Annotated in this window: 27 protein-coding genes and 1 tRNA gene; 8 read left to right on the plus strand and 20 right to left on the minus strand. The window is 44.6% G+C overall.

Annotation, left to right across the window (positions count from 1 at the left end; all coding sequences use genetic code 11):
- Positions 1-58 precede the first annotated feature (58 nt).
- Both speD and QH73_RS20765 read right to left on the minus strand, forming a co-directional pair.
- On the minus strand, positions 59-454 hold the full coding sequence (gene speD, locus QH73_RS20760; RefSeq protein WP_039713963.1) for an adenosylmethionine decarboxylase: 396 nt from the start codon (positions 452-454) through the stop codon (positions 59-61).
- A gap of 119 nt (positions 455-573) precedes the next feature.
- Positions 574-2,220 carry a flavin monoamine oxidase family protein gene (locus tag QH73_RS20765; protein WP_039713962.1) on the minus strand — a complete coding sequence of 549 codons (1,647 nt, stop codon included), beginning with the start codon at positions 2,218-2,220 and terminating at the stop codon, positions 574-576.
- Positions 2,221-2,241: 21 nt separating this feature from the next.
- Between QH73_RS20765 and QH73_RS20770 the strand changes: the two genes are divergently transcribed.
- Entirely contained in the window at positions 2,242-2,379 is a 138-nt protein-coding gene (locus QH73_RS20770; RefSeq protein ID WP_165587751.1) for a hypothetical protein, read from the plus strand.
- Here the strand turns inward: QH73_RS20770 and QH73_RS20775 are convergent.
- The gene (locus QH73_RS20775; protein WP_039713961.1) at positions 2,376-2,693 is read right to left on the minus strand and encodes a DMT family transporter; all 318 of its coding nucleotides are present in this window, start codon (positions 2,691-2,693) and stop codon (positions 2,376-2,378) included. The two genes, QH73_RS20770 and QH73_RS20775, sit on opposite strands and share 4 nt — an antisense overlap.
- Before the next feature lie 861 nt (positions 2,694-3,554).
- Between QH73_RS20775 and QH73_RS20780 the strand changes: the two genes are divergently transcribed.
- Complete coding sequence (locus QH73_RS20780; RefSeq protein WP_015156289.1) at positions 3,555-3,746, plus strand: CsbD family protein; 192 nt, start codon at positions 3,555-3,557, stop codon at positions 3,744-3,746.
- A 154-nt stretch (positions 3,747-3,900) separates the two neighbouring features.
- Here QH73_RS20780 and dusB read toward each other — a convergent pair whose 3' ends face one another.
- Positions 3,901-4,929 (minus strand): tRNA dihydrouridine synthase DusB, encoded by a 1,029-nt coding sequence (gene dusB, locus QH73_RS20785; RefSeq protein ID WP_039713960.1) that lies wholly within the window; start codon positions 4,927-4,929, stop codon positions 3,901-3,903.
- A gap of 472 nt (positions 4,930-5,401) precedes the next feature.
- On the opposite strand from dusB, the gene QH73_RS20790 reads away from it, so the two are divergent.
- Positions 5,402-6,790 carry a chlorophyll a/b binding light-harvesting protein gene (locus tag QH73_RS20790; RefSeq protein WP_063777304.1) on the plus strand — a complete coding sequence of 463 codons (1,389 nt, stop codon included), beginning with the start codon at positions 5,402-5,404 and terminating at the stop codon, positions 6,788-6,790.
- Between the two features lie 187 nt (positions 6,791-6,977).
- Here the strand turns inward: QH73_RS20790 and QH73_RS20795 are convergent, their stop codons facing one another.
- Complete coding sequence (locus QH73_RS20795) at positions 6,978-7,466, minus strand: allophycocyanin subunit beta (RefSeq protein ID WP_039713959.1); 489 nt, start codon at positions 7,464-7,466, stop codon at positions 6,978-6,980.
- Between the two features lie 114 nt (positions 7,467-7,580).
- Complete coding sequence (apcD, locus tag QH73_RS20800; protein WP_039713958.1) at positions 7,581-8,057, minus strand: allophycocyanin subunit alpha-B; 477 nt, start codon at positions 8,055-8,057, stop codon at positions 7,581-7,583.
- A 566-nt stretch (positions 8,058-8,623) separates the two neighbouring features.
- Between apcD and QH73_RS20810 the strand changes: the two genes are divergently transcribed.
- From QH73_RS20810 to QH73_RS20820, 3 genes are all read left to right on the plus strand, one after another.
- Positions 8,624-8,697, plus strand: a tRNA-Asp gene (locus QH73_RS20810).
- A gap of 71 nt (positions 8,698-8,768) precedes the next feature.
- Positions 8,769-10,208 carry a glutamate--tRNA ligase gene (gltX, locus tag QH73_RS20815; RefSeq protein WP_039713957.1) on the plus strand — a complete coding sequence of 480 codons (1,440 nt, stop codon included), beginning with the start codon at positions 8,769-8,771 and terminating at the stop codon, positions 10,206-10,208.
- A gap of 146 nt (positions 10,209-10,354) precedes the next feature.
- Positions 10,355-11,335 carry an aldo/keto reductase gene (locus QH73_RS20820; protein WP_039713956.1) on the plus strand — a complete coding sequence of 327 codons (981 nt, stop codon included), beginning with the start codon at positions 10,355-10,357 and terminating at the stop codon, positions 11,333-11,335.
- A gap of 173 nt (positions 11,336-11,508) precedes the next feature.
- Here QH73_RS20820 and QH73_RS20825 read toward each other — a convergent pair whose 3' ends face one another.
- The 9 genes from QH73_RS20825 to pheA all read right to left on the minus strand — a co-directional run bounded on the left by QH73_RS20825 (position 11,509) and on the right by pheA (position 17,889).
- Positions 11,509-12,009: a hypothetical protein gene (locus QH73_RS20825; RefSeq protein WP_039713955.1), complete on the minus strand. Its 501-nt coding sequence runs from the start codon at positions 12,007-12,009 to the stop codon at positions 11,509-11,511.
- Positions 12,010-12,116: 107 nt separating this feature from the next.
- Positions 12,117-13,421: a GTPase family protein gene (locus tag QH73_RS20830; RefSeq protein ID WP_039714627.1), complete on the minus strand. Its 1,305-nt coding sequence runs from the start codon at positions 13,419-13,421 to the stop codon at positions 12,117-12,119.
- A gap of 167 nt (positions 13,422-13,588) precedes the next feature.
- The gene (locus tag QH73_RS20835; protein ID WP_039713954.1) at positions 13,589-13,801 is read right to left on the minus strand and encodes a DUF6887 family protein; all 213 of its coding nucleotides are present in this window, start codon (positions 13,799-13,801) and stop codon (positions 13,589-13,591) included.
- Positions 13,798-13,980, minus strand: a complete 183-nt coding sequence (locus QH73_RS20840) for a DUF6888 family protein (RefSeq protein WP_132867431.1) — start codon at positions 13,978-13,980, stop codon at positions 13,798-13,800. The genes QH73_RS20835 and QH73_RS20840 overlap by 4 nt, the downstream gene beginning before the upstream one ends.
- Before the next feature lie 283 nt (positions 13,981-14,263).
- Positions 14,264-14,995, minus strand: coding sequence for an HNH endonuclease (locus tag QH73_RS20845; RefSeq protein WP_039713953.1), 732 nt, complete (start codon positions 14,993-14,995; stop codon positions 14,264-14,266).
- Positions 14,996-15,164: 169 nt separating this feature from the next.
- Positions 15,165-15,524, minus strand: a complete 360-nt coding sequence (locus tag QH73_RS20850) for a type II toxin-antitoxin system PemK/MazF family toxin (RefSeq protein ID WP_132867432.1) — start codon at positions 15,522-15,524, stop codon at positions 15,165-15,167.
- Positions 15,521-15,745, minus strand: coding sequence for a hypothetical protein (locus QH73_RS20855; RefSeq protein WP_039713952.1), 225 nt, complete (start codon positions 15,743-15,745; stop codon positions 15,521-15,523). The genes QH73_RS20850 and QH73_RS20855 overlap by 4 nt, the downstream gene beginning before the upstream one ends.
- Before the next feature lie 171 nt (positions 15,746-15,916).
- On the minus strand, positions 15,917-16,885 hold the full coding sequence (locus tag QH73_RS20860) for a protochlorophyllide reductase (RefSeq protein WP_039713951.1): 969 nt from the start codon (positions 16,883-16,885) through the stop codon (positions 15,917-15,919).
- A 155-nt stretch (positions 16,886-17,040) separates the two neighbouring features.
- A complete protein-coding gene (gene pheA, locus QH73_RS20865) occupies positions 17,041-17,889 on the minus strand; it encodes a prephenate dehydratase (protein WP_039713950.1) in 849 nt (282 codons plus the stop codon).
- Between pheA and QH73_RS20870 the strand changes: the two genes are divergently transcribed.
- Positions 17,869-18,063, plus strand: coding sequence for a hypothetical protein (locus QH73_RS20870; RefSeq protein ID WP_132867434.1), 195 nt, complete (start codon positions 17,869-17,871; stop codon positions 18,061-18,063). The two genes, pheA and QH73_RS20870, sit on opposite strands and share 21 nt — an antisense overlap.
- A gap of 120 nt (positions 18,064-18,183) precedes the next feature.
- Entirely contained in the window at positions 18,184-18,762 is a 579-nt protein-coding gene (locus QH73_RS20875; RefSeq protein WP_039713949.1) for a DUF1997 domain-containing protein, read from the plus strand.
- Positions 18,763-18,785: 23 nt separating this feature from the next.
- Here QH73_RS20875 and QH73_RS20880 read toward each other — a convergent pair whose 3' ends face one another.
- From QH73_RS20880 to QH73_RS20900, 5 genes are all read right to left on the minus strand, one after another.
- A complete protein-coding gene (locus tag QH73_RS20880) occupies positions 18,786-19,487 on the minus strand; it encodes a ribonuclease HII (RefSeq protein ID WP_201278254.1) in 702 nt (233 codons plus the stop codon).
- Between the two features lie 95 nt (positions 19,488-19,582).
- Positions 19,583-21,685, minus strand: coding sequence for a ribonuclease E (rne, locus tag QH73_RS20885; RefSeq protein WP_039713947.1), 2,103 nt, complete (start codon positions 21,683-21,685; stop codon positions 19,583-19,585).
- A 9-nt stretch (positions 21,686-21,694) separates the two neighbouring features.
- Entirely contained in the window at positions 21,695-21,865 is a 171-nt protein-coding gene (locus QH73_RS20890; protein WP_015156311.1) for a hypothetical protein, read from the minus strand.
- Between the two features lie 376 nt (positions 21,866-22,241).
- Entirely contained in the window at positions 22,242-25,013 is a 2,772-nt protein-coding gene (locus tag QH73_RS20895) for a TIGR03960 family B12-binding radical SAM protein (RefSeq protein WP_039713946.1), read from the minus strand.
- Between the two features lie 147 nt (positions 25,014-25,160).
- Entirely contained in the window at positions 25,161-25,490 is a 330-nt protein-coding gene (locus QH73_RS20900) for an STAS domain-containing protein (protein ID WP_039713945.1), read from the minus strand.
- Between the last annotated feature and the right edge of the window lie 836 nt (positions 25,491-26,326).

Below are 26,326 nucleotides of genomic sequence, written 5' to 3' on the forward strand. Positions count from 1 at the left end.
GATTCCTGATGTATATTTTGGTAGTGGCGCACGGCTGTGCGCCACTACCATTTCCACCTTACTTTCTCAGCATTAAAGGCAACTGCGAGACTTGAACGATCGCCGGATCGGCTCTTTCATGCAATTGCTTGGAAACCCATTTTGGTCGCCAGAGTTTTTCTAATACCTCACCAAAGGGTACAACATCTAAATCGCCACAGGTGAATATATCTAAGAAACAAGCTCGGTATTCTGGATAGGTGTGAATGCTGGCGTGGGACTCGGAAAGCATCAACACAACCGAAACACCGCAAGGTTCAAATTTGTGCTTGAGATGCGCCACAATGGTAGCTCCTACTGCACTAACTGCTCTGACCATATCGCGTTCGATCTGTTCTAGATCGTCCATGTCAGCTTCACAACCAGAAAAATTCAGCAGCAAATGCCGACCGTAAAAATCGAAACGCTTTTCCATAGGGCTAATCTCTTTCGTTACAAAAAATTGTTCTTCCCGAAAACGGTAGTATCACCGCCTGTTAGAGTGTTTGTTGGTTTATGCAAAATTTAGCTAGCAAACTTTAGCTCTGTAAATTTTCAGCATCGCAAGATGGTCAGCTTGAGATGTTGCAAAATGTCGCTAGCGGCTTTAATCCCAGATAGAGCTGCTCCTTCCATGTAGCCTTGCCATTCATAGAAAGAATTTGTGTGTTCCCCGGCAAAAAACAGGTTGTCAACTGGCTTGCCTTCGTTACCGCAGATTGTGGTAAATTGCCCTGGCTTGTAACAGGAGTAGCTACCTTGGGCGAAGGGGTTAGCAGTCCAGTTTTCTAGATGTACGAATAAATCGCCAGCACGATCGCGTGTTGCTTGGGCGATCGCCCCAGGATAAACTTTTTCCAAATCTTTCAAAAATAGGTGCGCTTCTGTTTGCACGCGATTGGGATCGAGCGTCGCTCCCCTTGTGCCACTAGAAAAGTCTACTAATATGGCGCGATCGCGACTTGCTTGACTCGGGTTTGTTTCCCATGTGGTTTGATGGTGGGACAAATTAGAGTACGATGCACCGCTACTGCCACGATCTGCCCAAGGACGACCGTTAAAACCCAGCATCATTTTGGCGTGAGTTGCTTGATCGAGTTTATTAATTGCTTCCCGCTTCCAATCTGGTAGTTCTAGGTTTGCGTCTAGTTCGACTTGACGCAGTAGTGGAAAAGGAATTGCTAAGACTACGGCATCGTATGCGACATCAATCGTGCGATCGCCGTTGTCGAAAGTGACTTCTATGCGGTTTGTTGAATTCTTGCGTACCCTCACCAGTCTCATCCCCAACTCAATCTGCCCTTGGAGTTCTTGGCTTAATCCTCGGACGATTTGCTCGTTACCCTCAACGATGTGATAACGCTCGTCACTAAAAATTTGAAAGGGAGAAGCTTGTGATGTTTCAATGTCTCGTACCACCAACAAAAAATTCAGACAGCTTTGTTCTTCCAACTCCAGCCCATATTCTGCCATATAGGCTGCATTCATCGCAGCCTTAATTGTATCTCCTACTTGGCGTTTTTCTAGATATTCCAATAAATTGATTTTGTCAAACCGTGCATCCGCTGACGTAAAGCAATCTACAGTTGGTGTGGCGGATATTTCTTGTAAATCTCGTGTTACTTCAGCTAGAAACGCTTGATATTCCTCTAAAATCGCTGACTGAGTGTAATGCTGTCCGTTGAAATAGCAAGCGAATTCTCCTGGCTGCTGAGACACGTCTTCCAGCGTCAGTTGAAATTGTCGCGCCCAGCGCAGGATGGTTTTGTTTTGGCTGTCGATCAGTTCTCCACCGCGTTCGATGACTTGGTGGGGAAATTTCGCGGCTCCAGGGAATGTTTTACCGAGCGAATAGCACCGTCCGCCAATGCGATCGCCCGCTTCGTAAATTGTGGCAGATATCCCTTGCTGTTTTAGTTCGTAGCCACAAGCTAAACCTGCTAATCCCGCGCCGACAATGCCAATTTTGACATCTCGCTCCCACTGGGGCGAGACGTAAGAGCGCTCTAGCTGCATCGCTACGTTCCCCAAAGCTGTTCCCCTTAGTTGGGTTTCTCTTTCCCGTACCGTGGATTGAGCAGCGCTGGCTTGCATCTGAGCTATCTGTTCGATACCCTGACTGATTGAGAGATGATTTTTTTTGGCGTAAATTCCGATTTTTATAGCACGTTTAAGGTCTTGAAACAACAATGAACGACCCATAGATTTCTTTTAAAAGTTTGATTGAAGTTGTTTAGGTACGATCGCGCTTTGACTAGTGGCTGTAGTGGCGATCGGGAAAACACGTTTAATTTTACTGCCCCGTCAAAATTTTTTATGGTACTTAATTTAGATGAAGCGATCGCTGAAGCATCTGCTTAGTATTCTCCTGCACTCAAAAGAATAATTCCGGCAACAATCAAAGATACACCAAATAGGTTGCCATGAGAATAGCTTTCGCGAAAAAGTAAAGCTCCAACTAAAAATGCCAAAATAAATTCTAACCCAACCACGAAAAGATAGGTGACTCCTAAACTAGAGTCGTTCATGGCTATGGCTTCAATACTAGCCCCGGCAATTAAAAAGAAATAAACTAGCAAACTAGGTACGAGTTCAGATAGTCCCTTGGAAAGTTTCATATACATTCCACCCAAGGTATAAGCAAATGCAGCAACTAACACCATTATTAAATACATAAACTCGCTCCTTTAAACTTGAAATTTTACAACCAGACGTTTTTTTGTTTTTTTATAGCCTAGTGAATTCAGCTACACTTGTTATTTTTACTATCAAATAAATTGATTTATTTACATAAAAGCTTCGCATTCTTATATCGCGTCAATACTCAACAACCGCCAAAAATCTTTCAGATTTTTTTTAAGTTTTTCAAAATCCTTAAAAAATATATATTAGATTCATTATTGGAACCACAGTATTTTTACGGGCAATAGTCAAAAACAAGCTGAACTTTAAGAAAAACTTGCGAGTCGATTCAGTGAAAATGCCGATTTAACGAAATACTGAACTTCCACGGACTGTAAAAACGATTGTTCGACTGAAAATCAGCTACTAATTACGGATAAGTAAGATGCTAAATCCGATTATCTTCATAGAGATTTAATACTGAACCCCTTTAGTAGCGGTAGATTCAGCAGAACGGTTTTTGAGCTAGTTTTACAAGAAGAGAGTTGTCTATTCCTAGTTGCCGACAGTTATGAATTTATAATTTCTTTATGTTTGAGAAGGTTTAAATCTGCTGTTTACTAGCTTCGATTGGTAACTTATTAGTTGTTCTTATGAAAGTTAAAAAATAATTTTATCGATTAGTACAGTTAATTACCTAAAATTTGCTGTACGACCTATTTCTGTTGACTTGCACTGACACTCAAATCTTTCTCAAGACTCATAGATATCGGTCTTAAGATAGGCGCTCGCCAGCTCGAAAATCTGACTGACGAACGATGTTAGATCTCTCGTTCATCCTACAAGCTGTACGTATAAATACTTTACATCCTGCTTGCAGGAGAAATTACGAGTAGTTTTAGTAGGAGATTGATATGAGCATCGAAAAAAGAGTTGAAGCAGTTGCTAAGAACGTTGAAGGCAAAGTTCAAGAAGCGATGAGCGAGCTGACAGGCGATCCCAAAGATAAGTTGGAAGGACAAGCAAAACAAGAGGATGCAGCCACAATGCACGCTCAAGAAGATGTTAAAGATAAAGCTAAAGATTTCATCGACAAAACTTTTTAAGCGTCAAACTCTCAAGAGTTAGGCGCGATTGGAGTTGGCAAGAGGTTAAGTTGTCTCTTGCCTTTATTTATTAGGAGTCGGGAGTGGAGGGACAAGGAAGACAAGGGAGAGGGGGGAGCAATTCTAGCCACTAGCCACCAGTCACCAGCCACTGTCAACTAACAACTGACAACTGACGATCGAGTTGTTCGATCGCGCGATCGAGTAGTTCTAACCCCTCAGTCACAGACTCGATAACGCTGAGTTGACCGCGTAATTCAGCTGCACCGTTAAAACCTTTAGCGTACCATGTCATATGTTTGCGGGCTTGACGCACACCGCGATCGCCCTTGTACTCCCACAGTGCTTGCAGATGTTCTCTAGCACATTGCAAGAGTTCGACTGGTGTAGGAGACGGTAATTCTCGTCCTGTCTTGAGAAAGTAATCGACTTCTCCAACTAAAAACGGATAGCCTAGCGTCCCTCGCGAACACATCACCCCATCTGCACCTGTCTGTTCCAAACACTTCACGGCTGCTGCTACAGAAAAAATATCGCCATTGCCAATCACGGGAATTGACAGCACTTCCTTAACCCGTGCAATCCATTCCCACTTCGCCGCACCATTGTAGCCTTGGGCGCGGGTACGTCCGTGAACGGTAATCATTTGCGCCCCCGCATCTTCCATCCGTTTGGCAAAGTCTAGGATGGTTATTTCTTTATCCGTCCAACCAATGCGAGTTTTTACCGTCACTGGTACATCGACGGCTTGCACCACAGAACGGACAATCGCTTCCGCAACTTCTGGTTGTCGCAACAGCGAAGAACCACCACCATTTTTGGTAATTTTATTGACCGGGCAACCCATATTAATATCAACTGTATCTGCCCCCTCTTCCACAGCTTTGATGGCTGCTTCTGCCAAAAAGTCAGGGCGACAGTCAAATAATTGAATGCTAATTGGCTTTTCCTGCGGTTCTACCTCCATAATTTTAGGTAGCTCTTTGACGTAGTGCAGCCCGGTAGCATTCACCATTTCGGTGTACATCATTGACTCTGGAGCATAGCGTCGCACTAAGCGGCGAAACACCAAGTCAGTTACACCTGATAGCGGTGACTGTAAGACTCGACTATTAACTTCAAACGAGCCGATTTTTAAAGGTGTTGAAAGTCTAGCTTGCAAGCTAGGAGATAGGGCAACCATAGGAACGAAAGGAGTTAGAGTTTCTACTTTAACGAGAAAAAGCGTTCGTTTGGCGCGATCGCCCGCTCGAGGTCTTCATTTTGCGCGATCGCTAATAAATCTTAGCAGAAGCAAATTAAAGGATATATACAAATATTACGAAATAATTCTGGCGATTGCGAATAGTTTGCAAGTTCAGAAATAATAAAAACGAAGATAATTAAAATTTCCATTCACTGCGATCGCATCTGCTTGAAACTGTTGGTGCATGACTTGGCAGGCTCATCGTAACAGTTTTCTCCGTTGAAGCGATCGAAATATTGGTAAAGAGGGAATCCCCATCTTTGCAGCGCTGTTTCACGTCCGAATTTGGCTTGGGAGTCAGGATCGTTCTTTCATTTTTGAGCGCTTAATTTGAAGTTTTGTAACAGAAGCTTTTTCACAAGCTATCTCGACTTTCAGTAGACCGATTTGAAAGTGAGGATAATAAATAATGATCGAAACTGCAAGCGATCGCAAAGCCCAATATCCTTGGTGGGCTGGTAATGCGCGCCTAACTAATTTATCGGGCACATTTTTGACTGCTCATATTGCCCATGCTGCGATCGTAGCCTTTAGTATTGGTGCGCTGATACTGTTAGAAATTAGTCGATATTCTCCTGACCGTCCGATGTCAGAACAAGGGTTATTTCTCTTACCTCGACTGGCTACACAAGGATGGAGTCAGGTTTCTGGTGGTCAAGTGACTGACACTTATCCCTTTTTTGCTTTTGGAGTTGTACTGCTTGTTTCCGCCGCAGTTTTTACAGCAGGCACTCTATTTCACCGCTGGCAAGTTCCGGCAAGCTTAGAAGAGTCCAAAAATCCTCTAGCGCGGCAATATCATTTTAGTTGGGACAACCCTAAAAAATTGAGTTTTATTTTAGGAAACCACTTAATTTTCTTAGGAATAGGGGCTTTGTTGTTAGTAGCAAAAGCCATGTTTTTTGGCGGACTTTACGATGCTAATATCGGACAAGTGCGCGTCGTTACCGACCCAACTTTAAATCCTGGAATAATTATAGACCGCATCGGTCATCTATTTGATGTCAACAATCTCGAAGATGTTGTTGGCGGTCACATTTATGTTGGTGCGCTGTTAATTGTGGCAGGAATGTGGCATGTCATTACAGAACCGTGGGATTGGGTCAAACGACGTTTTCTCTTCTCTGGTAACGCCATTCTTTCTTACTCTCTATTTAGTCTTGCTTTGACAGGATTTGCTGGCTCTTACTTTTGCGGATTTAATACCCTCGCCTATCCAGTTGAGTTCTACGGTGCGCCCTTAAGCCTCAAATCGTCCTTATTACCCCACTACTTCGACCCAAATCAACTAGAACCTACAACTCGCGTTTGGTTGGCAAATACCTACTTTTACCTATCGTTCTTCACTCTTCAGGGTTCTCTCTGGCATTTTGGATTGGCATCTGGTTACTTTGAACCCGTTCTACAATCTTGGAAAGCAGCTTTCTCGGAAATTAGAACTGCAAATTTAACATATCAGCGAGCTTTCAACCACCAGTCTCAACCCAATTGGAATACATTCTATGAATCTCCTCAAGTTGAGCTTCAGCCAGCTTTTGCTGACCAAGAATCTGCTCAAAAATCTTTGAACTATCTCTACGAAACCTCTTCAAATTCAGTTGCATCCACAAGGACAAAATTACAGCCCAATCATCGACAAGTGCTTTACCAATTCAACTATCCCAACGACGAAGGAAAGACTTTTTACGAAAGTTCTAATGGGGAGAAATCAAAATTAGAATATCCCTCCCCCATGCCTCAGAATCTTTACGAGGCTACTTACCAAAAACAAAAATCTAGCAAGTTGTATGGGGGTTAACAGTTATCAGTTAACAGTTATCAGTTGTCAGTGGTTAGTGGCTAGTGACTGGTGACTAGCGGCTAGAGCTAAAAATCTAGCATTCAAACTAAAAAGCCCCCTTGTTCAGGGGGGGTTGGAAGGATCTAAAAGCCCCCCTTAACAAGGGGGGTTGGGGGGATCTAAACGACCTAGTGCTAGCTACTGGTCACTGACTTAAACCACTACAAATGTGGTCTAAATGCGTCCCAACTTCTTGCCCAGCTTCCGCACCAACTAGACGAGTCGTGACTTCCTTCATTGCTTGAACCGCTTGCACGGTTGGTTGAATCGGAACACCTAGAGTACTGAAAGTTTCCTTCAAACCAAAAAGTACCCGCTCTTCAATAATGGAAGGATCGTCAGCTAACATCGCGTAGGTAGCATAACGCAAGAATAGGGTTAGATCGCGAATGCAGGCTGCATAGCGACGAGTAGGATACATATTACCTCCAGGACAGGTGATATCTCCATATAAAAGCGAATTTGCCACCGCTTGACTGACAATACCAGAGGCATTTTCACTGATAGTAGCAGCTGCTTTCACGCGCAATTCACCTGTTTGGAAATATTTTCTCAACTTTTCCAACTCAGGTGTGTCGAGATATTTACCTTGTCGATCCGCAGGATTGATAACAGAAGTAATCGTGTCTTGCATGGTTTTTCTCCAACCGAGATTTCGTTTTTAATTGGTAGATTTATGTGTTGAGAATTTGCACTTTTGAGCTATCTAACTCTTAGCAAAGAGAAGCTCTAATTAGTTCACCAAAACCTAATACATGGCTCGAATTAAGTAATCGAAATAAGGTTTGACAAGATCGGCTTCTTCGCGACTCATTAAACCTGTAGCTACCTCTTTTAAAGAGCGCATACAACTGCCAATGTTACTGACAGGAACACCCAGGGATACATACATTTCCCGCATTCCATTTATGCCGATATCATCTAAGGGCTTCATGTTTCCAGCTAATACGGCATATGTAATAAGTCGGAGATACCAAGCTTGATCTCTTTGACATAAGGCTGTTTTCTTCGAATCGCCGCTATTGCTGGGAGTATTCGGTATCACCTTCCAAAATCTTTGGCTACCCTCTTGGACAATTTTTTGTTCGTTTTGCGATAGGATTTGCGCTACTTTAAGTCGCGTCTCTCCAGTTTTAAAAAAATCTTGTAGTTTATCTAATTCCGTGCGGCTAAGAAAGCGATCGGCTTCATCAGACTGAGCTATAACTTGGGCAACAAGGCTCATTATTTTATCCTCCCGTAAGATAGGACGAAACCAGTTTTCTCTAAAACAATTGTTGACTTTATTGTTGCAAAAGTCATTAGCATTTTTCACAACTTAATAAACAATTTTATAACTTAACAAATAAGATATTTCTTGCTTGAATATAGATTAATTTCTATAGTAAAAATTCTAAACTTGGGTTTCAATATTAATTGACTTAACTCTCATGTAACAATAGAGTTTGGGTTATGAAACCCTGACAGGTTCTATTGCTAAGTCATTAGTAAAAATGAGCGATCGCAACTTATATCTAGCTTTATATCCAGCTTCTTCAGGCTAGAAAACATTACGCTCTTTTTGCCTGTTTTCTTGTTTGCTTTTGGACGATTATCAAAACTCTCAGCCTGGATGTAGCAATTCCAAAATTAGAATTAACCGTCAGGCGATCGCAGATTTTGTAAAAATCAATACAATTTCCAACCCGTGTAACCTTACCAAATCAGCCGATCGCTCCCTCTGAAAAAAAATTCACTACAGTTCTTGACAAGATAGAATAGACGTGGCATGATGATAAATCGTCCGACTAAGGGACTGTAGTTCAATTGGTTAGAGCACCGCCCTGTCACGGCGGAAGTTGCGGGTTCGAGCCCCGTCAGTCCCGTTAAAATGTATTGATCTAGAGACGTTCAACGTAACGCCTCTATATTGGTTTAACCTAAATCACCTGGATCTATGATTCGCGTTCGTATTGCTCCCAGTCCCACTGGTAACTTACACATCGGTACAGCAAGAACCGCAGTATTTAATTGGCTGTTCGCCCGCCATCACGGGGGACAGTTTATTTTACGGGTTGAGGACACGGATACGGAGCGATCGCGCCCTGAATATACTCAAAACATTCTCGACGGATTAAACTGGCTCGGTATGCACTGGGATGAAGGTCCCATATTTCAGTCAGATCGCATAGATATCTACAAGCAACGAGTACAAGACTTACTCGATAAAGGCTTGGCATATCGCTGTTATACCACCGAGGCAGAATTGGAAGAAATGCGGGCAGCGCAAAAAGCTAGAAATGAAGCACCCCGTTACGATAACCGCCACCGAAATTTAACCTCAGAACAAGAAGCAGCTTTTACAGATGAAGGTCGTCGTCCCGTAATTCGGTTTAAAATTGACGACGATCGCGAAATTGTCTGGCACGATCTGGTACGGGGAGAGATGCGCTGGCGGGGTAGTGACTTGGGCGGCGATATGGTGATTGCTCGTCGTTCGGAAGATGCTAGTATCGGTCAACCTCTGTATAACTTTGCTGTTGTCGTGGATGACATGGATATGAACATTACCCATGTGATTCGCGGTGAAGATCACATTGCCAATACAGCCAAACAAATTCTGCTTTACGAAGCTTTCGGCGCAGCCATACCAGAATTCGCCCATACGCCCTTAATTTTGAATATGACAGGGCAGAAACTTTCTAAGCGAGATGGGGTGACATCCATTTCTGACTTTAAAAAAATGGGTTTTGTGGCAGAGGCGATCGTCAATTACATGACATTATTAGGCTGGTCGCCACCCGATTCTACCCAAGAAATCTTTACTCTAGAGGAAGCGGCAAAGCTATTTAGTTTCGATCGGGTAAATAAGGCTGGGGCAAAATTTGACTGGGCAAAGCTGGATTGGATTAACAGTCAATACCTGCATCATATGCCTGTGGATAAGTTAACCGATCTGCTGATACCCTACTGGCAAGAAGCAGGATACGAGTTCGATCCGGTGGGAGATCGCCCTTGGTTGGAGAAAATTACAGCCCTTGTGGGCGCGAGTTTGACGCGGCTACCGGATGCTGTGGATATGTGTCGGTTATTCTTTGTCAAATCTGTAGAGTTCAGTCAGGAAGCAACCGAACAACTCAAGCAAGCGGGGGCTGATGCTGTGGTGCAAAGCATTGTCACTGCCCTGGATGGTACGACCGAATTAACCGCAGAGCGCACCCAGGAGATCGTTAAACAGGTGATGAAGGAGCAAAACGTCAAAAAAGGCTTGGTGATGCGATCGCTCCGGGCTGCCCTCACAGGCGACTTACACGGTCCCGATCTCGTTGAATCGTGGCTGATTTTGCACCAAAAAGAATTGGATAAAAAACGGTTGCAAGAGGCGATCGCGAAATAAGAAGATCCCCCTAAATCCCCCTTTTTAAGGGGGGCTTTGCAAGATATTTATGCCCCCCTTAAAAAGGGGGACTTTGCAAGATATTTATGCCCCCCTTTCTAAGGGGGGTTGGGGGGATCTAAAATCTCAAACTAGGATAGAAAAGTATGCAAACTACCAGCCAAATTTACCTTCCAGAAATGGGCTGCGGTACGTGGGCATGGGGTAATCGCTTGCTCTGGGGCTACGATGAAAGCATGGACGACCAGTTACAAGCGGTTTTCGATCTCTGTGTCAGCAACGACGTAACTTTATTCGATACAGGCGATTCTTATGGTACTGGGCGCTTAAATGGACGCAGCGAGAAGTTGTTGGGACAATTTGCGAGAGAATATCAGGGAATTGAGAAAGAAAATATTTGTATTGCCACTAAACTAGCTGCTTATCCCTGGAGATTGACCCGTCAATCGATGATTAAGGCTGCCAAAGCTTCAGCGCAACGTTTGGGTAGAAATGTTGATTTGGTGCAAATGCATTGGTCTACAGCTAATTATGCCCCTTGGCAAGAGTGGGTATTATTGGATGGTCTTGCCGACTTGTACGAACAAGGGTTAGTTAAGGGAATCGGTTTATCAAATTATGGTTCTCAACGGCTGAAACAAGTCTATAAAAAGTTGCGCGATCGCGGCGTTCCGATCGCTACGCTACAAGTTCAGTATTCGTTGCTATCGACCTATCCTGTCACCCAATTAGGTATTAAAGATGTATGCGACGAATTGGGAATAAAATTAATTGCCTATAGCCCCTTGGCTTTGGGAATCTTGACTGGAAAGTATACTGAGAAAAGTTCATTTCCCAAAGGAATTCGCGGTGTATTATTTCGGCAGCTATTACCAGGAATTCGCCCCTTGCTAGGATGTTTGCAAGAGATTGCCAGTTTGAGAAGTAAAACTATGTCTCAAATTGCAATTAATTGGTGTATGTGTAAAGGAACTATTCCAATTCCTGGAGCGAAAACTGTAGCACAAGCGAAGGAGAATATTGGTGCTTTGGGTTGGCGATTGGATGCTAGTGAAGTTATCGCACTCGATCGCGCTGCGGCAAGTACGGATAAGAAAATGGTACAAAATATTTTTCAGACAAAATAGTTAAAAGTCAAAAGTTAAAAGTTAAAAGTCAAAACTGAGAAGTCAGAAGAATATATACAAGCACGCACCACGCACCACTAGCGTACATTAATATTTTTACTATTAAATAAAATTTAATAGGAGTTTTGCAACAATGTAAAACCTGCTCAAACTCCACTTGATTCGAGAGACAACTAGTTTGCCGATCTCCGACTCTCCGATTGGATTCCTTCTACCAGCTTCACCATCATAGTCGTCAAGCTATCGTATTTCGGTTGCTCTGCAACTGAAGATTTATGGCGACAAAAGATAGGGGCAATTCTTTGCTTGACTTGAGAGCCAACAGTAAAGCAAATATCTCCATCTTCGTATTCAAATAGAGGAAAAGCACCGTTACCCCACTCTTTCGCAAGAGATACAGCTCTCCCTAAAGAGATAAATTTGTCGATTTTAGCGTATTCACTGCGATCGCTCCGATTTGGATATGGTAAGTTGCCTAAAAAGCCGCCATCACTCCATTGATATAATTCGTAAACTTCTGTGGGTAAGTCAAAGGGTAAATCCTTCAACTTTTGCTTAATTTCTGCGTAACTCAGACCATCTTCCAATATTGGATAAGCAACACGACCATCGGGAGATTTCGGTGGCACGTAATTTGCGATAAATTCTAGGGCTTCATTTAAAGTAGATACCATCCTCTTCTGCCTCAAAGACTACTGCATTGCATAATACTATCTATGCTGCACCGAACCGGTACATCAAACATCCGCTCTACTGAAGAATTAGCAATATTTTTGGTTTCTTAACGTTTAATTCCTTTAAATCGTTCTTGTGCCGATTGAAATGCCGATCGCATCACGGCTTGAATTTGCTGCGGATCGGGCTTTTTGCCTCCCATCAAGTCACCAAAGTAGACACAAGCCCCCTCTCCTAGCGCCCATGTATATGCAGCAGCCCAGGAAGCAGCGATGACGCTACCAAAGCCAGGAATGAATTTAATCAATTCTCGCCCGATTGCCTGTGCCAAGAAACCCCCGGCGATCGCGCTGACTACGCCCCCTGCTTGCGACGGGGTTAGTGTTTGCCCGTATAATTTCCCTAAGAGGCTAACCATCGATACCTGAACGGCTGTGAGTACGGGCATGGTAGCAAAGGGTAAAGGTACGGCTGCTAAAGTAGCGGCGGCGATCGCAAAGGCAAGCATGTAGCGCCGTCCCACGTCCCGATAGAGGTTGCCAAGTTGCTGACCTGTTTTTTCGTCCAATAACTGATAGATCGCCTTAGCTTCGGCTTCTGGGAGCAAATCGGCTAATGTATCTCTCAATGCCTCCAAACCGTAGAATACTGGGTTATAGCCATCTTCTTCTAAGGTAAAGTCGATAAGCACGGCGCGATCGTACAAGCCGTTAAAGTTCTGTTGGATGGCGCTAAAGGCGCGAGTCACTACATCAAATTGAGGTGGATAGTCAGGGTGATCGGCTGTCCCTGTAGGATAAACTTCATGCAAGCAACTGACAGCTAGCAAGCAGGGTATATCTGGATATTTCTGGCGCAACGTTTGCGCAATTTGTTTTAAGCTATCGGTAGCAAAATCGTTGATTTTTACTGTGAGAATCAGAACTCTAGCGCTATGGCTAGCTTGTTGCAGATCGCCAATCAGTTCTTGGGCGATCGCCTGCGTATCTCGATTCACGTCTCCCAATCCTACTGTATCGGTAAATATCAGCAATGGCAGATCGTTAGTCGGATAGGCGTAACGCTGGGTATGTTGCGTATGAGGACGAAATCCTTGTCCGACGATTTCGGCTGAAACTCCGGTTAAGCCGCGCACGATCGAACTTTTTCCCGCCTGGGGTTTGCCAATGAGTAAGGCTTCTGTCGTGGGTAGTTCGGCGCGTACCGTCGCTAAAATCTCCGCTACTCGTTCATCGCTGACGCTGAACCAGTTGACTATCGTTTGTGCGGCTCGATCTACAGGCAGAAGTTGCATTATCTTTGCTGTTGTCTGGTTCCAGACAGCATGAATTCCGTCACTCTGAGGCTCTTTAACTGTCTCATTGGTGGTTAGGTCGGACGAGGGCAATTCGCGATCGCGTTGCTCGGTCATTGACATCAAAACAGGCGATAGGTTCCAATAACATCCTATCGAGCCATGAGGTGCGATCGCACTACCTAAATATTTATCTTCGATCGCTACAGTAAGCGACGCAACTTGTATTGCATGGCGCGATCGCTTGTTTTTACGAAGAGGGGCGATCGCGCCATACTACTGTTCTACTCAGCCTGTTTCAATTTCTCCATTAAAATAGCCGTGACTTCAGCTTCAGGATCGGGCAGGTCAAAGGGATAAGGCTGAGAGGGAGCATTTGGATCGCGACGACTCATCAGTACTTCCAATGCAGCTCGAAATGCTTCATCGTCATTTCTGTGTACAGAGATATATTGTTTCAATTCAGCATTTGTCATTTGGTGTAGGTCTGGCATCATGGCACAAAATTCCAATTTCCATCCTCTTTTATTATCAACGCAATTTCATCAGTCCTTCCAGCCTGGATGTAAAGCGTTTTTAACTTTTGGTCGTAACGAAAAACTCGAATTGGCTGGTAGAAATTAGAAAGCAACTGACAAAGGAATACTGTAGTTTCTAACTGTTTCTCCGTTGGCAAGTTACCACTCCTGAGGATACATCAAGTGTAGCGTATCAGAAGTTAGTGAAGTCGCTCAACTGCATTTGTCTTATTCATAATAAGTGCGATCGCATTTTTTTGAGAAATTATAATAGGAGTGCGATCGTATTTCTTAGATTATCTTTCGTCATGTTCTCACAGATAACTAGTAAACAGATAACTCAGTAAGTTAACGTTGCCTATTACCTACTGTAAATTACCTTAATCTCTGATATATGGTTTTTCTGCGGTCGAGCATATGGGTATTGTTAGCCTGCAATAGCTATTCAACTGCCAGTTTTCTACGCCCAAGTCGAATTAGATTATCATAAGCAGAACAAACTTTGTTGGCTGTCTGATGTATATCATTAACAGCTTTATGGTATATATCAGGCTTAGAATATTTGATCTCAGGATACACTGCTATTTCTAGTTGCTCACCTGTCCAGCGATCGGTTGTAAAACTTACAGCCAACAGTGCATCTATAAACTTTTCTATACACTCTGTTAGTTTACATCTATAAATTTCCAAATCTATGTCGATGAACTCAAAGTCAGGGTTTTGACAATACAACATATAATTATTCAAATCATCATGCGCCTCTTTAAGCCAGGGACAATTATAAATATGATTGCGAATGAAAGCAATTGAGCCTCCTGTTACTGGAAGAATTTCTTTAAGTTTAAGAAACGAGTTTCGATCCAATTCAATACATTCTGGATGAACTAGTAAAACGCCAACGTTTTTTACTTTCTCGTACCATCTATTTCTATGTTCCATTAACTCTGATTCTGTATATTTTCGCCCTTTGGGATGCTTAGGATCGTAAGCTTTAACTTCAGCATGGCAATCTAAGCAAAGTGGAATACAGTTTTCGTATGAATCTTCACCCCCTTCCGATCTTTGAATAATATGATGAAGCTCTATCTTGAAACTACAGAACTTGTGGCAGATGCAGCAACACCTACCACAATCCAAAAGTGCCTTCTCAGCGTCATTAGGAAGAAAAGCCATTGCAATTGTGAGTGAAATAATATTTCAGGTACGATTGAAAAGTTTTCTTTTCGTAGTCTAGTACTTTTCTTAGAGCGATTAGATTAAATCGAAATATTGGGTAAAGCGATCGCGTATCCCAAATTTCTTTAATTTTGAGTTTAGGCGATCGCAACAACAAAACTCACAGTTATGGCTCTGACGAGAGATTTGAATTGTCTAATTCTGCAAGAGCTATATTTACACAAGCTCGAACGCCTTGCCAGTCGCGCTGTGATAAATGCCCGATACAAACCAAGTTAGCAGAGGAAGGCAACGTCACAATGAAACTCCGAAAAATAGACGCAACCCGTAAACCTGCTACCTGCCAATCCTGAAGTACATAATCGGTTACACCTATCCCAGTCGTCTGTGTCGTAATCAGCCCAATTATTATATCAGGACGATTTGCATGATACGTTGCTGAAGACAAAACGACAGCAGGGCGAAGTTTAACACCTGTAACACCAGGAAAATCAACAGTGACAACATCACCTGGATTGAATGTCACTGGGTTGAGTCCTCGCTTTCAGGATATCCGGTTTCAGCATACCGCATGGAAACAGCAACTAAATCAAGTCGATCTTGCTCTGTCCAAGTATCCCTTTGATCAACAAGATCGGCATCGTGCTGTACGAGATCGTTTAAAATCAATGTCGCCAAGCGTAATCGCTCTGCTGGTGACAAAGTGCGAATAACTTGAGTATAAATTTCTTGGATGGTGGTTGACATATTAAATCTTCATCCCCCTCATCCTAATCTAAACCTGTAATCGCTACTTTATTTGCTTATAGCGTAAAGCTGCCACTTTTAATGCTTCGTTTAGTGGCGAATGCGATCGCCCATCCTTAAAAAAACAGGCGATCGCATTTAATATTTAGCTCAATTTTAGAAAGCTATAGCCTACACCGGAACCCCTATTCCCACTAACTTCTCGCTTAAATCCCACATTTTCTGAGCTTTTTCATCGTCGCGGGCTTGGGGCGAAACTTTTTGTACGAAGGACTTTCCCTCTTTCTTCTGACGATTTCCCCAACTCCAATAAGCACCAGATTGCTTGTACTCAGGATCGATAACTACAGCAGCTACCCGTTCGCCAGCCAACTCCTGAGATACATACCCTCCCGTGATATGTTTTTGGAACAATGGGAAGAGTTTTTGAAACAGCGGATAGTGGTTGCGGAATAGCGGTGTATCGGCAACACAACCAGGATAAAGAGACGTAAAAGTAATTCCTGTAGAGTCGTGATAGCGACGGTGTAGTTCCCGCATCGTCAATACGTTACACACTTTACTATCTTTGTAAGCTTTGACGGGTTCAAATTTCTTACCGTCAATCATCGAAATTGGAGCTTTAAATCCAGCTGCAAAACCATCTAAATTCCCTAAATCTGGACGCGGTGGAATCTTCCCACCCAGTTCGTCTGGATTGTGGGTTACGGTTCCCAAGATGACGAGCCTTTTATCCGCAGCTGGCGAATTCTTCAAATCCTCTAACATGAGGTTGCATAGGAGAAAATGACCGAGGTGATTGGTAGCAACATTTAACTCATATCCTTCTGGGCTGCGTAATGGCTCCTTGAGTAAGGGCATATAGATTGCTGCATTGCAAACCAGAGCATCTAGGTGTCTGCCTGTTGCCCGAAAGTCTTTGACAAACTGTCGCACGCTCTCTAAGCTAGCTAAGTCCAGATGGATGACCGTGTAGCTATCTTCCGGTATGCTGACACTCTGAGCCGCAGCTTTTGTTTTGGGTATATCCCGACATCCCATAACGACATACCAACCTCGTTGAGCGAAGGCTTTTGCTGCATACAAACCAACACCCGAAGAAGTTCCTGTAATAACAACGGTCGATTGCTGTTGTGCCATTTTCTTAAATCATTATTAATCGCGTTTTCTATTTTTTAGGATCTCATATCAGTGGATCGCTAGTGCTAATGTTTCTAAGTATTGCAATGCGATCGCCACACATATGAAAGCGATCGCCATACTTGTGAAAAATTGCTATTCTCTCTTCATCCTGCCTAGTTGTTTTGGTTGAGCAGCACGACTTTGTAGCTGCCAAAATTCTTTAAGATTTCTGTATGTGCCGTTAATTCTGTTAAAGCTGACTCCACAGCACTATTATGAGAGTCGCCTTCTAAGTCAATAAAATAGAGATATTCGCCTAGCGATCGCTTAGTCGGACGAGACTCAATCCGACTGAGATTGATATTTCTTTGGGCAAATACCTGAAGCGGTTTGACCAATGCACCTGGAACATTGGCAGGTAAACTAAAAGCCAGAGACGTATGACTGCCTATGGTTGAGGGCTGGCGGCTGAGTACCCAAAATCGCGTGCAATTATCGGGATAGTCAGAAATGCCGCTAGCCAATACGGGTAAATTATAAAGTTTTGCTGCCCGTAGAGAAGATATTGCCCCCGCAGTTTTCTCCCGTTCTAAATGCTGTAACGCCTCAGTGGTAGAATTTGTCGGAATCAATTTGACGTGTGGCAAAAATTGCGTGAACCACAACTGACACTGTGCCAGTGCTTGAGGATGAGAATAGACGACTTGCAGCGTATCCAGACTTTGAGCGTGGGAAAGCAAAACATGGGCAATTGGCAAGACTAAAGCCAGTTGAATCTGTAGAGTATCCAACAGCCACATCATATCTAAAGTGACGGCAACACTGCCCTCAATCGAATTCTCGACTGGTACGACAGCAATTTGTGCTTCTCCTTGCGCCACAGCTTTGAGGGTTTGAGGAATGCTGGGGTAGGGATGCAAGGCTGTCTCTTGTCCTTCCTGTTGCAATCGATCGCGATAGGCGATCGCAGCTTGTTCGGAATAAGTGCCACTAGGTCCCAAATGGGCAATCGATACGGTCATGTTCGCCTGCTAGCGCCGCTAAAAGTCATAACTCAATATAGCAGGGAGCAGGGAGTAGGGAGCAGGGAGCAGGGAGCAGAGGGAAGACAAGGGGGACAAGGGAGCAATTCTGGTTCCACTAGTCACCAGCCACTAGCCACTGATTTGAGCAAAGAACTTCATAGTACTTTATAATCGTTAACAAGTGTAAAGATTACCTTCATGATTCGTTCATCTTTTGAACTGAATTCCAGTAGGATGAACTCATGGGCTTAAAGAAACTATAAATTCTCTCTATAGGCAACATTGCAACCCATGTATACTCGGTTCACCGCCTCTCAGTCTGTTGAAATTGTTGTCCCAGAACAACCCGTACCGATCCAACACTACCTGCGTCAACCCCAACGTTTGGTAAAAGCTCTGGTAGACCCCAGCCGGATCGAGCAGTTAGATTGTGAAAGCTTTCGGTTGAAGATCCGTCCGCTCTCATTTATGACCCTGAACATTCAACCAACCGCAGACTTGAAAGTGTGGACAGAACCGAACGGTACGGTGAATTTGCGATCGGTTGCTTGTGAAATTTTGGGATTAGATTACATTAACCAACGGTTTGAGTTAAACCTTCAAGGTCATTTAGCTCCATATCAACACCAGAACATTACTTTACTGAAAGGTAAAGCCGATCTAGAGGTAAAGGTTGAACTGCCTTTTCCTTTGAATATGACACCCCAACCAATTGTTGAGACTACTGGCAATGGCTTACTAAAAAGCGTGTTGGTGACGATTAAGCAACGCTTGCTACATCAACTTTTGACGGACTACCGTAGCTGGGTGAGCGACAATCAAAATCAGTTACCAGTTACCAGTTATCAGTTACCAGTAAGCGAGGCTTGAGGTAGTCAACCAGCCACTGACCGTCAACAACTCTTCCCTACTCCCTGCTCCCTCACTTGACAGGGGCGAAAAGACAGCCGATGCAAGCGACAGGGACCGTGTTGTTTCAATCCCTCGATGTGTCTCTGAGTACCGTACCCTTTATTTGTGACTAAATCGTACTGGGGATATTTGACTGCAAGGCGAGTAATTAGGGCATCGCGCCACACTTTAGCCACGATACTAGCAGAGGCGATCGCCAAAGATTGCTCGTCTCCTTTGACGATCGCCTGTTGCGGGATAAATAAATCTTTAATGGGTTGTCTGCCATCGACTAAGCATAGTTCGGGCTGAATTTTCAGTTTCAGGACTGCCCGTTTCATGGCTAGTAACGATGCTTGCAAGATATTAATGCGATCGATTTCGGCAGAGGTCGCAAAACCAATCTGCCAATCAAGTGCTACCTGACAAATATGGGCTGCTAATTTCAAACGGCGAGCGCACGATAGTTTTTTGCTATCTCTAATCTGGGCTGCTACTAATTCCTTCAAGGCTGATGGAGGTAAAACTACTGCCGCTGCTACCACCGGACCAAATAAAGCGCCTCTGCCTACTTCATCTACTCCAGCTATGAGGATAGAGTATCGATCGCTTAAACCTGAGTCAAAGTCCTGGGTAATGCCATTTTGAATTTTAGATTTTTGAACTTTAGATTTCAGTTTTTGAATGGACGATGACTCAGCCATAATAGTCAATCGAAAAAAGTAGGTGGGCATCGCCCACCCTACACTATACACAAGCCCCCTTTTTAAGAGGATTTGGAGAGATATTGACACGGAATCTACTCGTCACCATCTGCCGAAGAACGACGGCGACGGCGACGGACTGGAGTTTTGCGATCGGTTTCGCTGTCTCCTGTCGCTGGTAGTTCCGATTCAGTGATTTCAGGAATTGCAGCTATAACCGGAGTATCGGCAGCAGCCACGCTGTCAATGTTAATGGTAGATACTTCTGAATCGGACATTGTGCCATTTTCACTTTGAGGCAAAGGAGGTGCTTGCCCAGGCAAAACGACTTGCACGATCGCAGATTTGGGATTTTTCACTTCCCTGTCTAAGCGTACTAGGGGCGATACGCCCATGACGGCGTAAATTTCCTGTTCCTCGGGTGTCATTTCCACCACAATTGTTTCTGGTGGATCGATCGCGACTTTGACAGGTTCCGGCTTTATGGGTTTAGACCGCTCTGGTTTTTCTACCCAGCCGCGATGGTCGCGACTTAGCGTTCCGCCTGCGGCATCGCGGCGATCGCCATAGGAAACTTCAGCGGCAATTGCCCCTTCCGATTCTACTTCTGGTTCTGTATCTCGGTCGTTGAGCAGGGTAAGTGAATTAGCCGTTGCCCGTGGATTTTCTTCTTTATAGCCCCCCTCGCCGATGCGCCGCCGCCGCCGCCGCCGATTATTCCCCGCCGCGTCGCCAATTTCTTGATAATTGGGATGGTTGATCGGCATTAAGTCTTGGCGATCGCTATCGAAGTCGTTACTAAAACTTTCTGCTTCCAATCCCCAACTACTACTACTACTACTTTCGCGGGGTTCTACTGACCGAGGGTTGGGCATGACGCGATATGAGTCCCGTGCTGGCTGTGGGGCTGACCATTCGGGTTCTCGTGCTGCTGGTGGCATTGATACTTCGCGTTCTTCCGATTCTCCTGGCAGGTGTACGACATGCCCTAAGCCGCCGCATGTAGGACAGGTGCGCCCGAAGAGTTCGTAAATATTTTGACCTTGGCGTTTGCGGGTCAGTTCGACTAAACCCAATTCTGACAGTTGAGCAATTTGCGGTCTGGCTTTGTCCGCTCTTAAGGCTTTATTGAAATGCTCTAAGACTTGTAACTGGTCGCGGCGCGATTCCATATCAATGAAATCTACCACGATCACCCCTGCCAGGTTACGCAAACGCAACTGTCGGGCAATTTCTGTTGCCGCTTCGCAGTTCGTCCACAGTACGGTTTCTCTTGCCGTAGCGGAACGAGTGAAGGAACCAGAGTTTACGTCAATGACCGTTAATGCTTCCGTCGGTTGAATGATGATATAACCGCCAGAAGGCAACTCAACTCGCGGTTTGAGGGCTTCGCGAATTGCGGCATTGATGCGGAAATATTCCAAAATGGGAATGCGATCGCGATGGTGGTCGATCAATAACCCTTGAGGCGGCTGTCCGCCACCCCAGTTCATCAAGTATTGCTTGACCCGCTTGAGTCCGGTAGCAGAGTCTACCACGATGCGATTTACGTCCGAACCGTACATATCTCGCAAGACGCGCTGAATGAAATCGTCATCGCGGTTAAGCAAAGAGGGAGCGCGGGTAGATTGCGCTTTCAGTAACACCTCTTCCCACTGTTTTTGGATCGCCTCTAGATCTTCAATAATTGCTTCTTCTGGCTTGCCTTCGGCTTCGGTACGAATTAACAAACCCATGCCAGCAGGTTTAATTAAAATTGCTAAAGCCCGCAAGCGGTTGCGTTCGTTTTCATTTCTGATCCGTTGCGATAAGTTAACTCCCCGTCCAAACGGCATCAAAACTACGTAGCGACTGGGTAAAGTGATATTACCCGTGAGCCTAGGTCCCTTATTGCCCGTCGGCTCTTTCATCACCTGGACTAAGACTTTTTGCTGCGGTGCAAGTAGTTCTGTAATCGCTGCCGCAGTCCGTTTCAGCTTTAACGGTCCGAGATCGGTAACGTGAATAAAACCGTTTCGTTCTGAATCGCCAATGTTTACGAAAGCTGCATCTATACCTGGTAAAACGTTTTCTACGACACCGAGGTAAATATCACCAACTTGATGTCGTCCGGTAGCAACGACGAGTTCTTGAATTTGATCTTCTGAAAAAACAGCAGCAATGTGATGCTGCTCTGCTATGATAATTTGTTTTGGCATTCAATTCCCTCAAAAATTCGCAGCATCAGAAGCTTTGAGGTCTCCTCTCTCGCTTCGATTGACTGAAGGTAGGCGCTGCTGGAAATAATAGTGGCGCTCACCACGCTCGATCGCAACTAAATCTAAAGATGCTGGCAGTTTAAAAGCATAACAAAATGTTTTCAAAACTGCTGCATACATAAGTCTGCTCTGAGAACCGAGCATTTTTTGTAGTTTTAATCTTGTCTCCCATCCTTAATTTACGGACAGGAGCACAATATTAGTTCGCAGACACCTAATTCACAGACACCTAAAAAGCCTGTTTTGCCTGTCACTGGCTTCAAGAAACGCTCTTAGCGACTAATGAGACGACCGCTCCGTTTCAAGTGCTATGCAAAAGAATCGTGGATGCTTCTCAATAATTTTCGCTACTGTCCCATTTGGGAGAGCGAATCGGAAATCCAATGCAGCGCTAGAAAACTTCTGTTAGCTCAATTTTAACTCATGCTTGAGAAAAAGCAATCTTTTAGGGAGCAGGGAGCAGGGGAGCAGGGGAGCAACTACCAATTACCACTACTCACTCTAGTATGAGTTGCTGGCGATGGATGTGAAGCAGTTGGATTTCTTGGCGGGCAACTTGCTCTAGCATGAACGTGACATGTTCTGGTTTCAGGTGATTGCCATCTTGAGAGCAACTACCCGCATAGCGCAAGTTAAAGGTATTGTCTGGTTCTCCTGTATCTGGGTTGTGTGGTGGAACTAATTCTAATTCAAATAGGCGATCGCGCAAGTTCACCTGATAAGTTTTCTGAGATTTTGTCGTCTGCTCCCACCAAATTTCGGTTGAGTGCTTAATTGTGTCTAACCATTCTTGCCATTGTGTCGGTTTTGTCGTTTGAGTTGGCGCTATTGTCAGGATGTACTCTGCTCCCGTTAGAGTTTTCATTGCCGCAGGTGCTTTTAAATCGAGCGCGATCGCATCGTATATAGGTATGTCTGTTGGTAACTGACTGCTCAGTTGTTGGCGGAAAACTGCGGGATCGATGATTTGAGTTAGTTCAAAATCGACAATCTCCCCACTACTCGTTACTCCCAAAGGAAGAGCCAGCGCTACAGAAATCCTCGGACTGGGGCTAAATCCGGCTGTAAAGGATACGGGCAATGCGGCTCGTCGGACGGCGCGATCGAACAGGCGCATCAAGTCGAGATGGCTCACTAGCGCCATATCTCCCAGCTTGCCAAACCGGAGTCGCAGTCTTTGAACTTTGGTATTGTTAGGAACGTACTGTCCGGCAAATTGGGGAATTGATGGTGGTTCGATGACAATGTTATGACCGAAATCGATTCCACAAACGCCGCAGTGAGAACAACCATCAAAAGAGCAATCGGGGACGGTTGCAGCCTCCATAGCGCGTTGCAGATCTTCCTTAAGCCACTTTTTCTCGATCCCCGTGTCGATCCGATCCCAGGGTAGAGGGCGATCTAGGGAGTCGAGAGTCGGTAGGGGCGGGTTTGGAAACCCGCCCGTACGGGAGTCGGGAGTCGAAAAAGCAAGTAGGTTTTGCTCCCTCTGCTCCCTCTGCTCCTCTGCTCCCCTGCTCCCAGCTCGTCCCAGCTCCCTGCTCCCTTGCATCAAATTCCACTCACCCTGCTCGACTTGACGATACTTCCAGGTTAAGCCGGATTCGGCGATCGCTTGTCCCCAAGCGTTATACGCTCTCTCTACGCTGTCGTACCACGAGTCCATTCCCGCACCCAGTTCCCAAGCGCGGCGCAATACGGTAGATAAACGGCGATCGCCTCGTCCGATGAAGTCTTCCATTGCCGAGATCCGCACGTCGGTAAAATTAACTTTGACCCCTCTCATGCGACGAAACTCTTGGCGTAATAAGTCTTGCTTGCGCTGGAATTCGCCAGTAGAGACAGAATGCCATTGAAACGGGGTGTGGGGTTTGGGTGTAAAGTTGGAAATTGTTAAATTGAATGCCAAAGGTTTTCTACCTTGGGCGCGACATTCCCGTTGCAGCCAAGCGACGGTTTCCGCGATCCCCAACACATCGACATCTGTTTCCCCAGGCAATCCAATCATGAAGTAGAGCTTGATTTTATCCCAGCCTTGTTCCCAAGCTGTTTTTACGCCTCGCAATAATTCTTCATTCGTCAAGCCCTTATTTACGATATCTCGCATCCGTTGGGTTCCAGCTTCTGGGGCAAAGGTCAACCCACTTTGGCGATAACCCCCCAAAATATTTGCGATATTTTCATCGAAACGGTCTACTCGCTGACTAGGAAGCGAAAGGGAAATATTTTCGTTTTGCAGCCGGTTCTTAATCTCCATCCCTACAGCGGGAAGAGATAAATAGTCGGAACAACTGAGGGAAAGTAGGGAAAATTCGTTGTATCCCGTTGCCCTCATTCCCGTTTCGATCGCCTCGACAACCTGCTCCGGTTCTACGTCCCGTGCGGGACGAGTGAGCATTCCTGGTTGGCAAAAGCGACAGCCGCGAGTACAACCGCGCCGAATTTCGATTGTGAGGCGATCGTGGACTGTCTCGACGTAGGGAACCAAGCCTGTAGAATAAGCTGGTATGGGGGTAGCAACGCGCCGAATTATTTTCTCTGGAACGTCTGGACGATTGGGGTGAATGGAGCCATCCATTGCCAAATCGTAAAATCGCGGCACGTAGACCCCTGGGATCTGCGCCAAATCCAGCAAGAGTTCTGCTCGATTTAACCCCGCTGCCTTGCCTTCTGCAACAACTAAACCAATTTCTGGTAACAGTTCTTCCCCGTCACCTAAAGCAATGAAATCGAAAAAATCAGCATAGGGTTCGGGGTTTGATGTCGCCGTCTGCCCGCCCGCAAAAATGAGTGGATAGTGAGAAATCAGTAGCTGCTCCCCTGCTCCCAGCTCGTCCCAGCTCCCTGCTCCCTTCCAAGCTTGCCTTTCACGCCAAGTCAGGGGTATACCAGCTAAATCCAACATTTCTAAAATATTGGTAGCTCCTAACTCGTAACTGAGGCTGAAGCCTAAAATATCAAATTCTGTTAACGATCTTCTCGATTCAACAGCAAACAGGGGCGTGTGTGTCTCGCGGAGCTTTGTTGCTAGGTCGGGAGCTGGGAGGTAGGCGCGATCGCACATTTGGCGGGGCTGTGCATTCAAAATATTGTATAGAATGACGTGCCCTAGATTAGATGCACCAACCTCATACAACTCAGGATATGTCAGTACCCAGCGTACATCTGCCGATTGCCAATTCTTTCGTATAGCTCCCAGCTCGTTACCTAAGTAGCGAGCTGGACGTTGAATTTCAGCCGTTAGTAATGTTTCTACTGCAACTGCCACTTTACGCCTCTCGTGCCAATCCCTGACTTATCACTCTAAAGCTAGCATCAATCGGCGATCGCATCTGGAAGAACAGCAATTGCTGCTGCGAAACATCAGACAGTCATAATATCAAATAGTCATAAATTGTTTGCATCTAGCTTCGTGCTAAGCTGCTGTAACCTCTACAGGTGTATCTAGAATTTCAAATACGCTATCTAGTTGAGTCAACTCAAAGATAATCCGAATTGAAGGTGCAACAGAGCAAAGGTGGAAGCTTTTTCCGAGCGATTGCGCCACTCTCAATCCATGAACTAGTACCATCAAACCGGCACTATCCATCGACTCTACTTGTTCTAGATTGACGACAATACAGTCTTGTGTTGCCTGTGTAACTTCTGCGGTCAGGTATCGCTGAAAGTCAGCGGCATTCGCTGCATTAAAGTGACCGTTAGGGCGAATTACTGTAGCTCTAGGAGCAGTCATTGTTTGCATCATTAACGCTTCCGTGCAAATTGGTGAAATCGAATGGGGTGAAATCGAATTTAAATGAAATCAAATGGGTCTATGATATGAGGTATTTTTCCTTTTGTCTTGCTTTTTCTACTTAGCTCTTTGTTGCTTAAATCTTAAATATTTATTAAATCATTCATTGTGATTCCAAACTACCAGCGTTTATTCTAAAAAAAAAGTGTTTAACTATACCAACGATAACATCTTCATCAATTATTTACATAGCACTCGATCGATTCAAATTAGCGATTGAAATTTGTACCAATAGAATACCAGTAAGCGTAATTTTCCTACTAATTAACCAATTTCACATGAAAAATAATCATCTGCCAAGCGATCTCGTGCAGTGGGACTGACTTTTGCTGACTTTTTATTGAGGTCAATCTCTCGTACATAGCCACGTCAAATGATTTCTAGATTCTACGATACTGGCATGATACATCAACATCTACCAGATGGTAGAAACCGAGAAGAGCAAGCAGTTTGACTTGATTTTTCTAGTTTGTGTGACTGAGTATACAGTTGAGTTTAACTCATAGATAGATAGCTTGAGATCCATAACGGTCAATCGTCAGTAGATACTAGTCTAAAGAGTAAATCCCCGCGACCGAAAATCAAGACAATTTGTTCCTCAGACACATATTAATTTTTGATAATTTCGATCCTGAAACATCAGAATTATGAATGTTGTTGACCGTAAAGATCGCATTCTGATAATTCGATCTGATTTGCAAAAGACTTATGCAGCAGCCGATCGCCAATTCTAAACCATGAGAAATTAACGATAACAACCAAGTTCCCATCAATCGTTAGAAATTACT

This window comes from Scytonema millei VB511283 (assembly GCF_000817735.3).
Lineage (GTDB): Bacteria > Cyanobacteriota > Cyanobacteriia > Cyanobacteriales > Chroococcidiopsidaceae > Chroococcidiopsis > Chroococcidiopsis millei_B.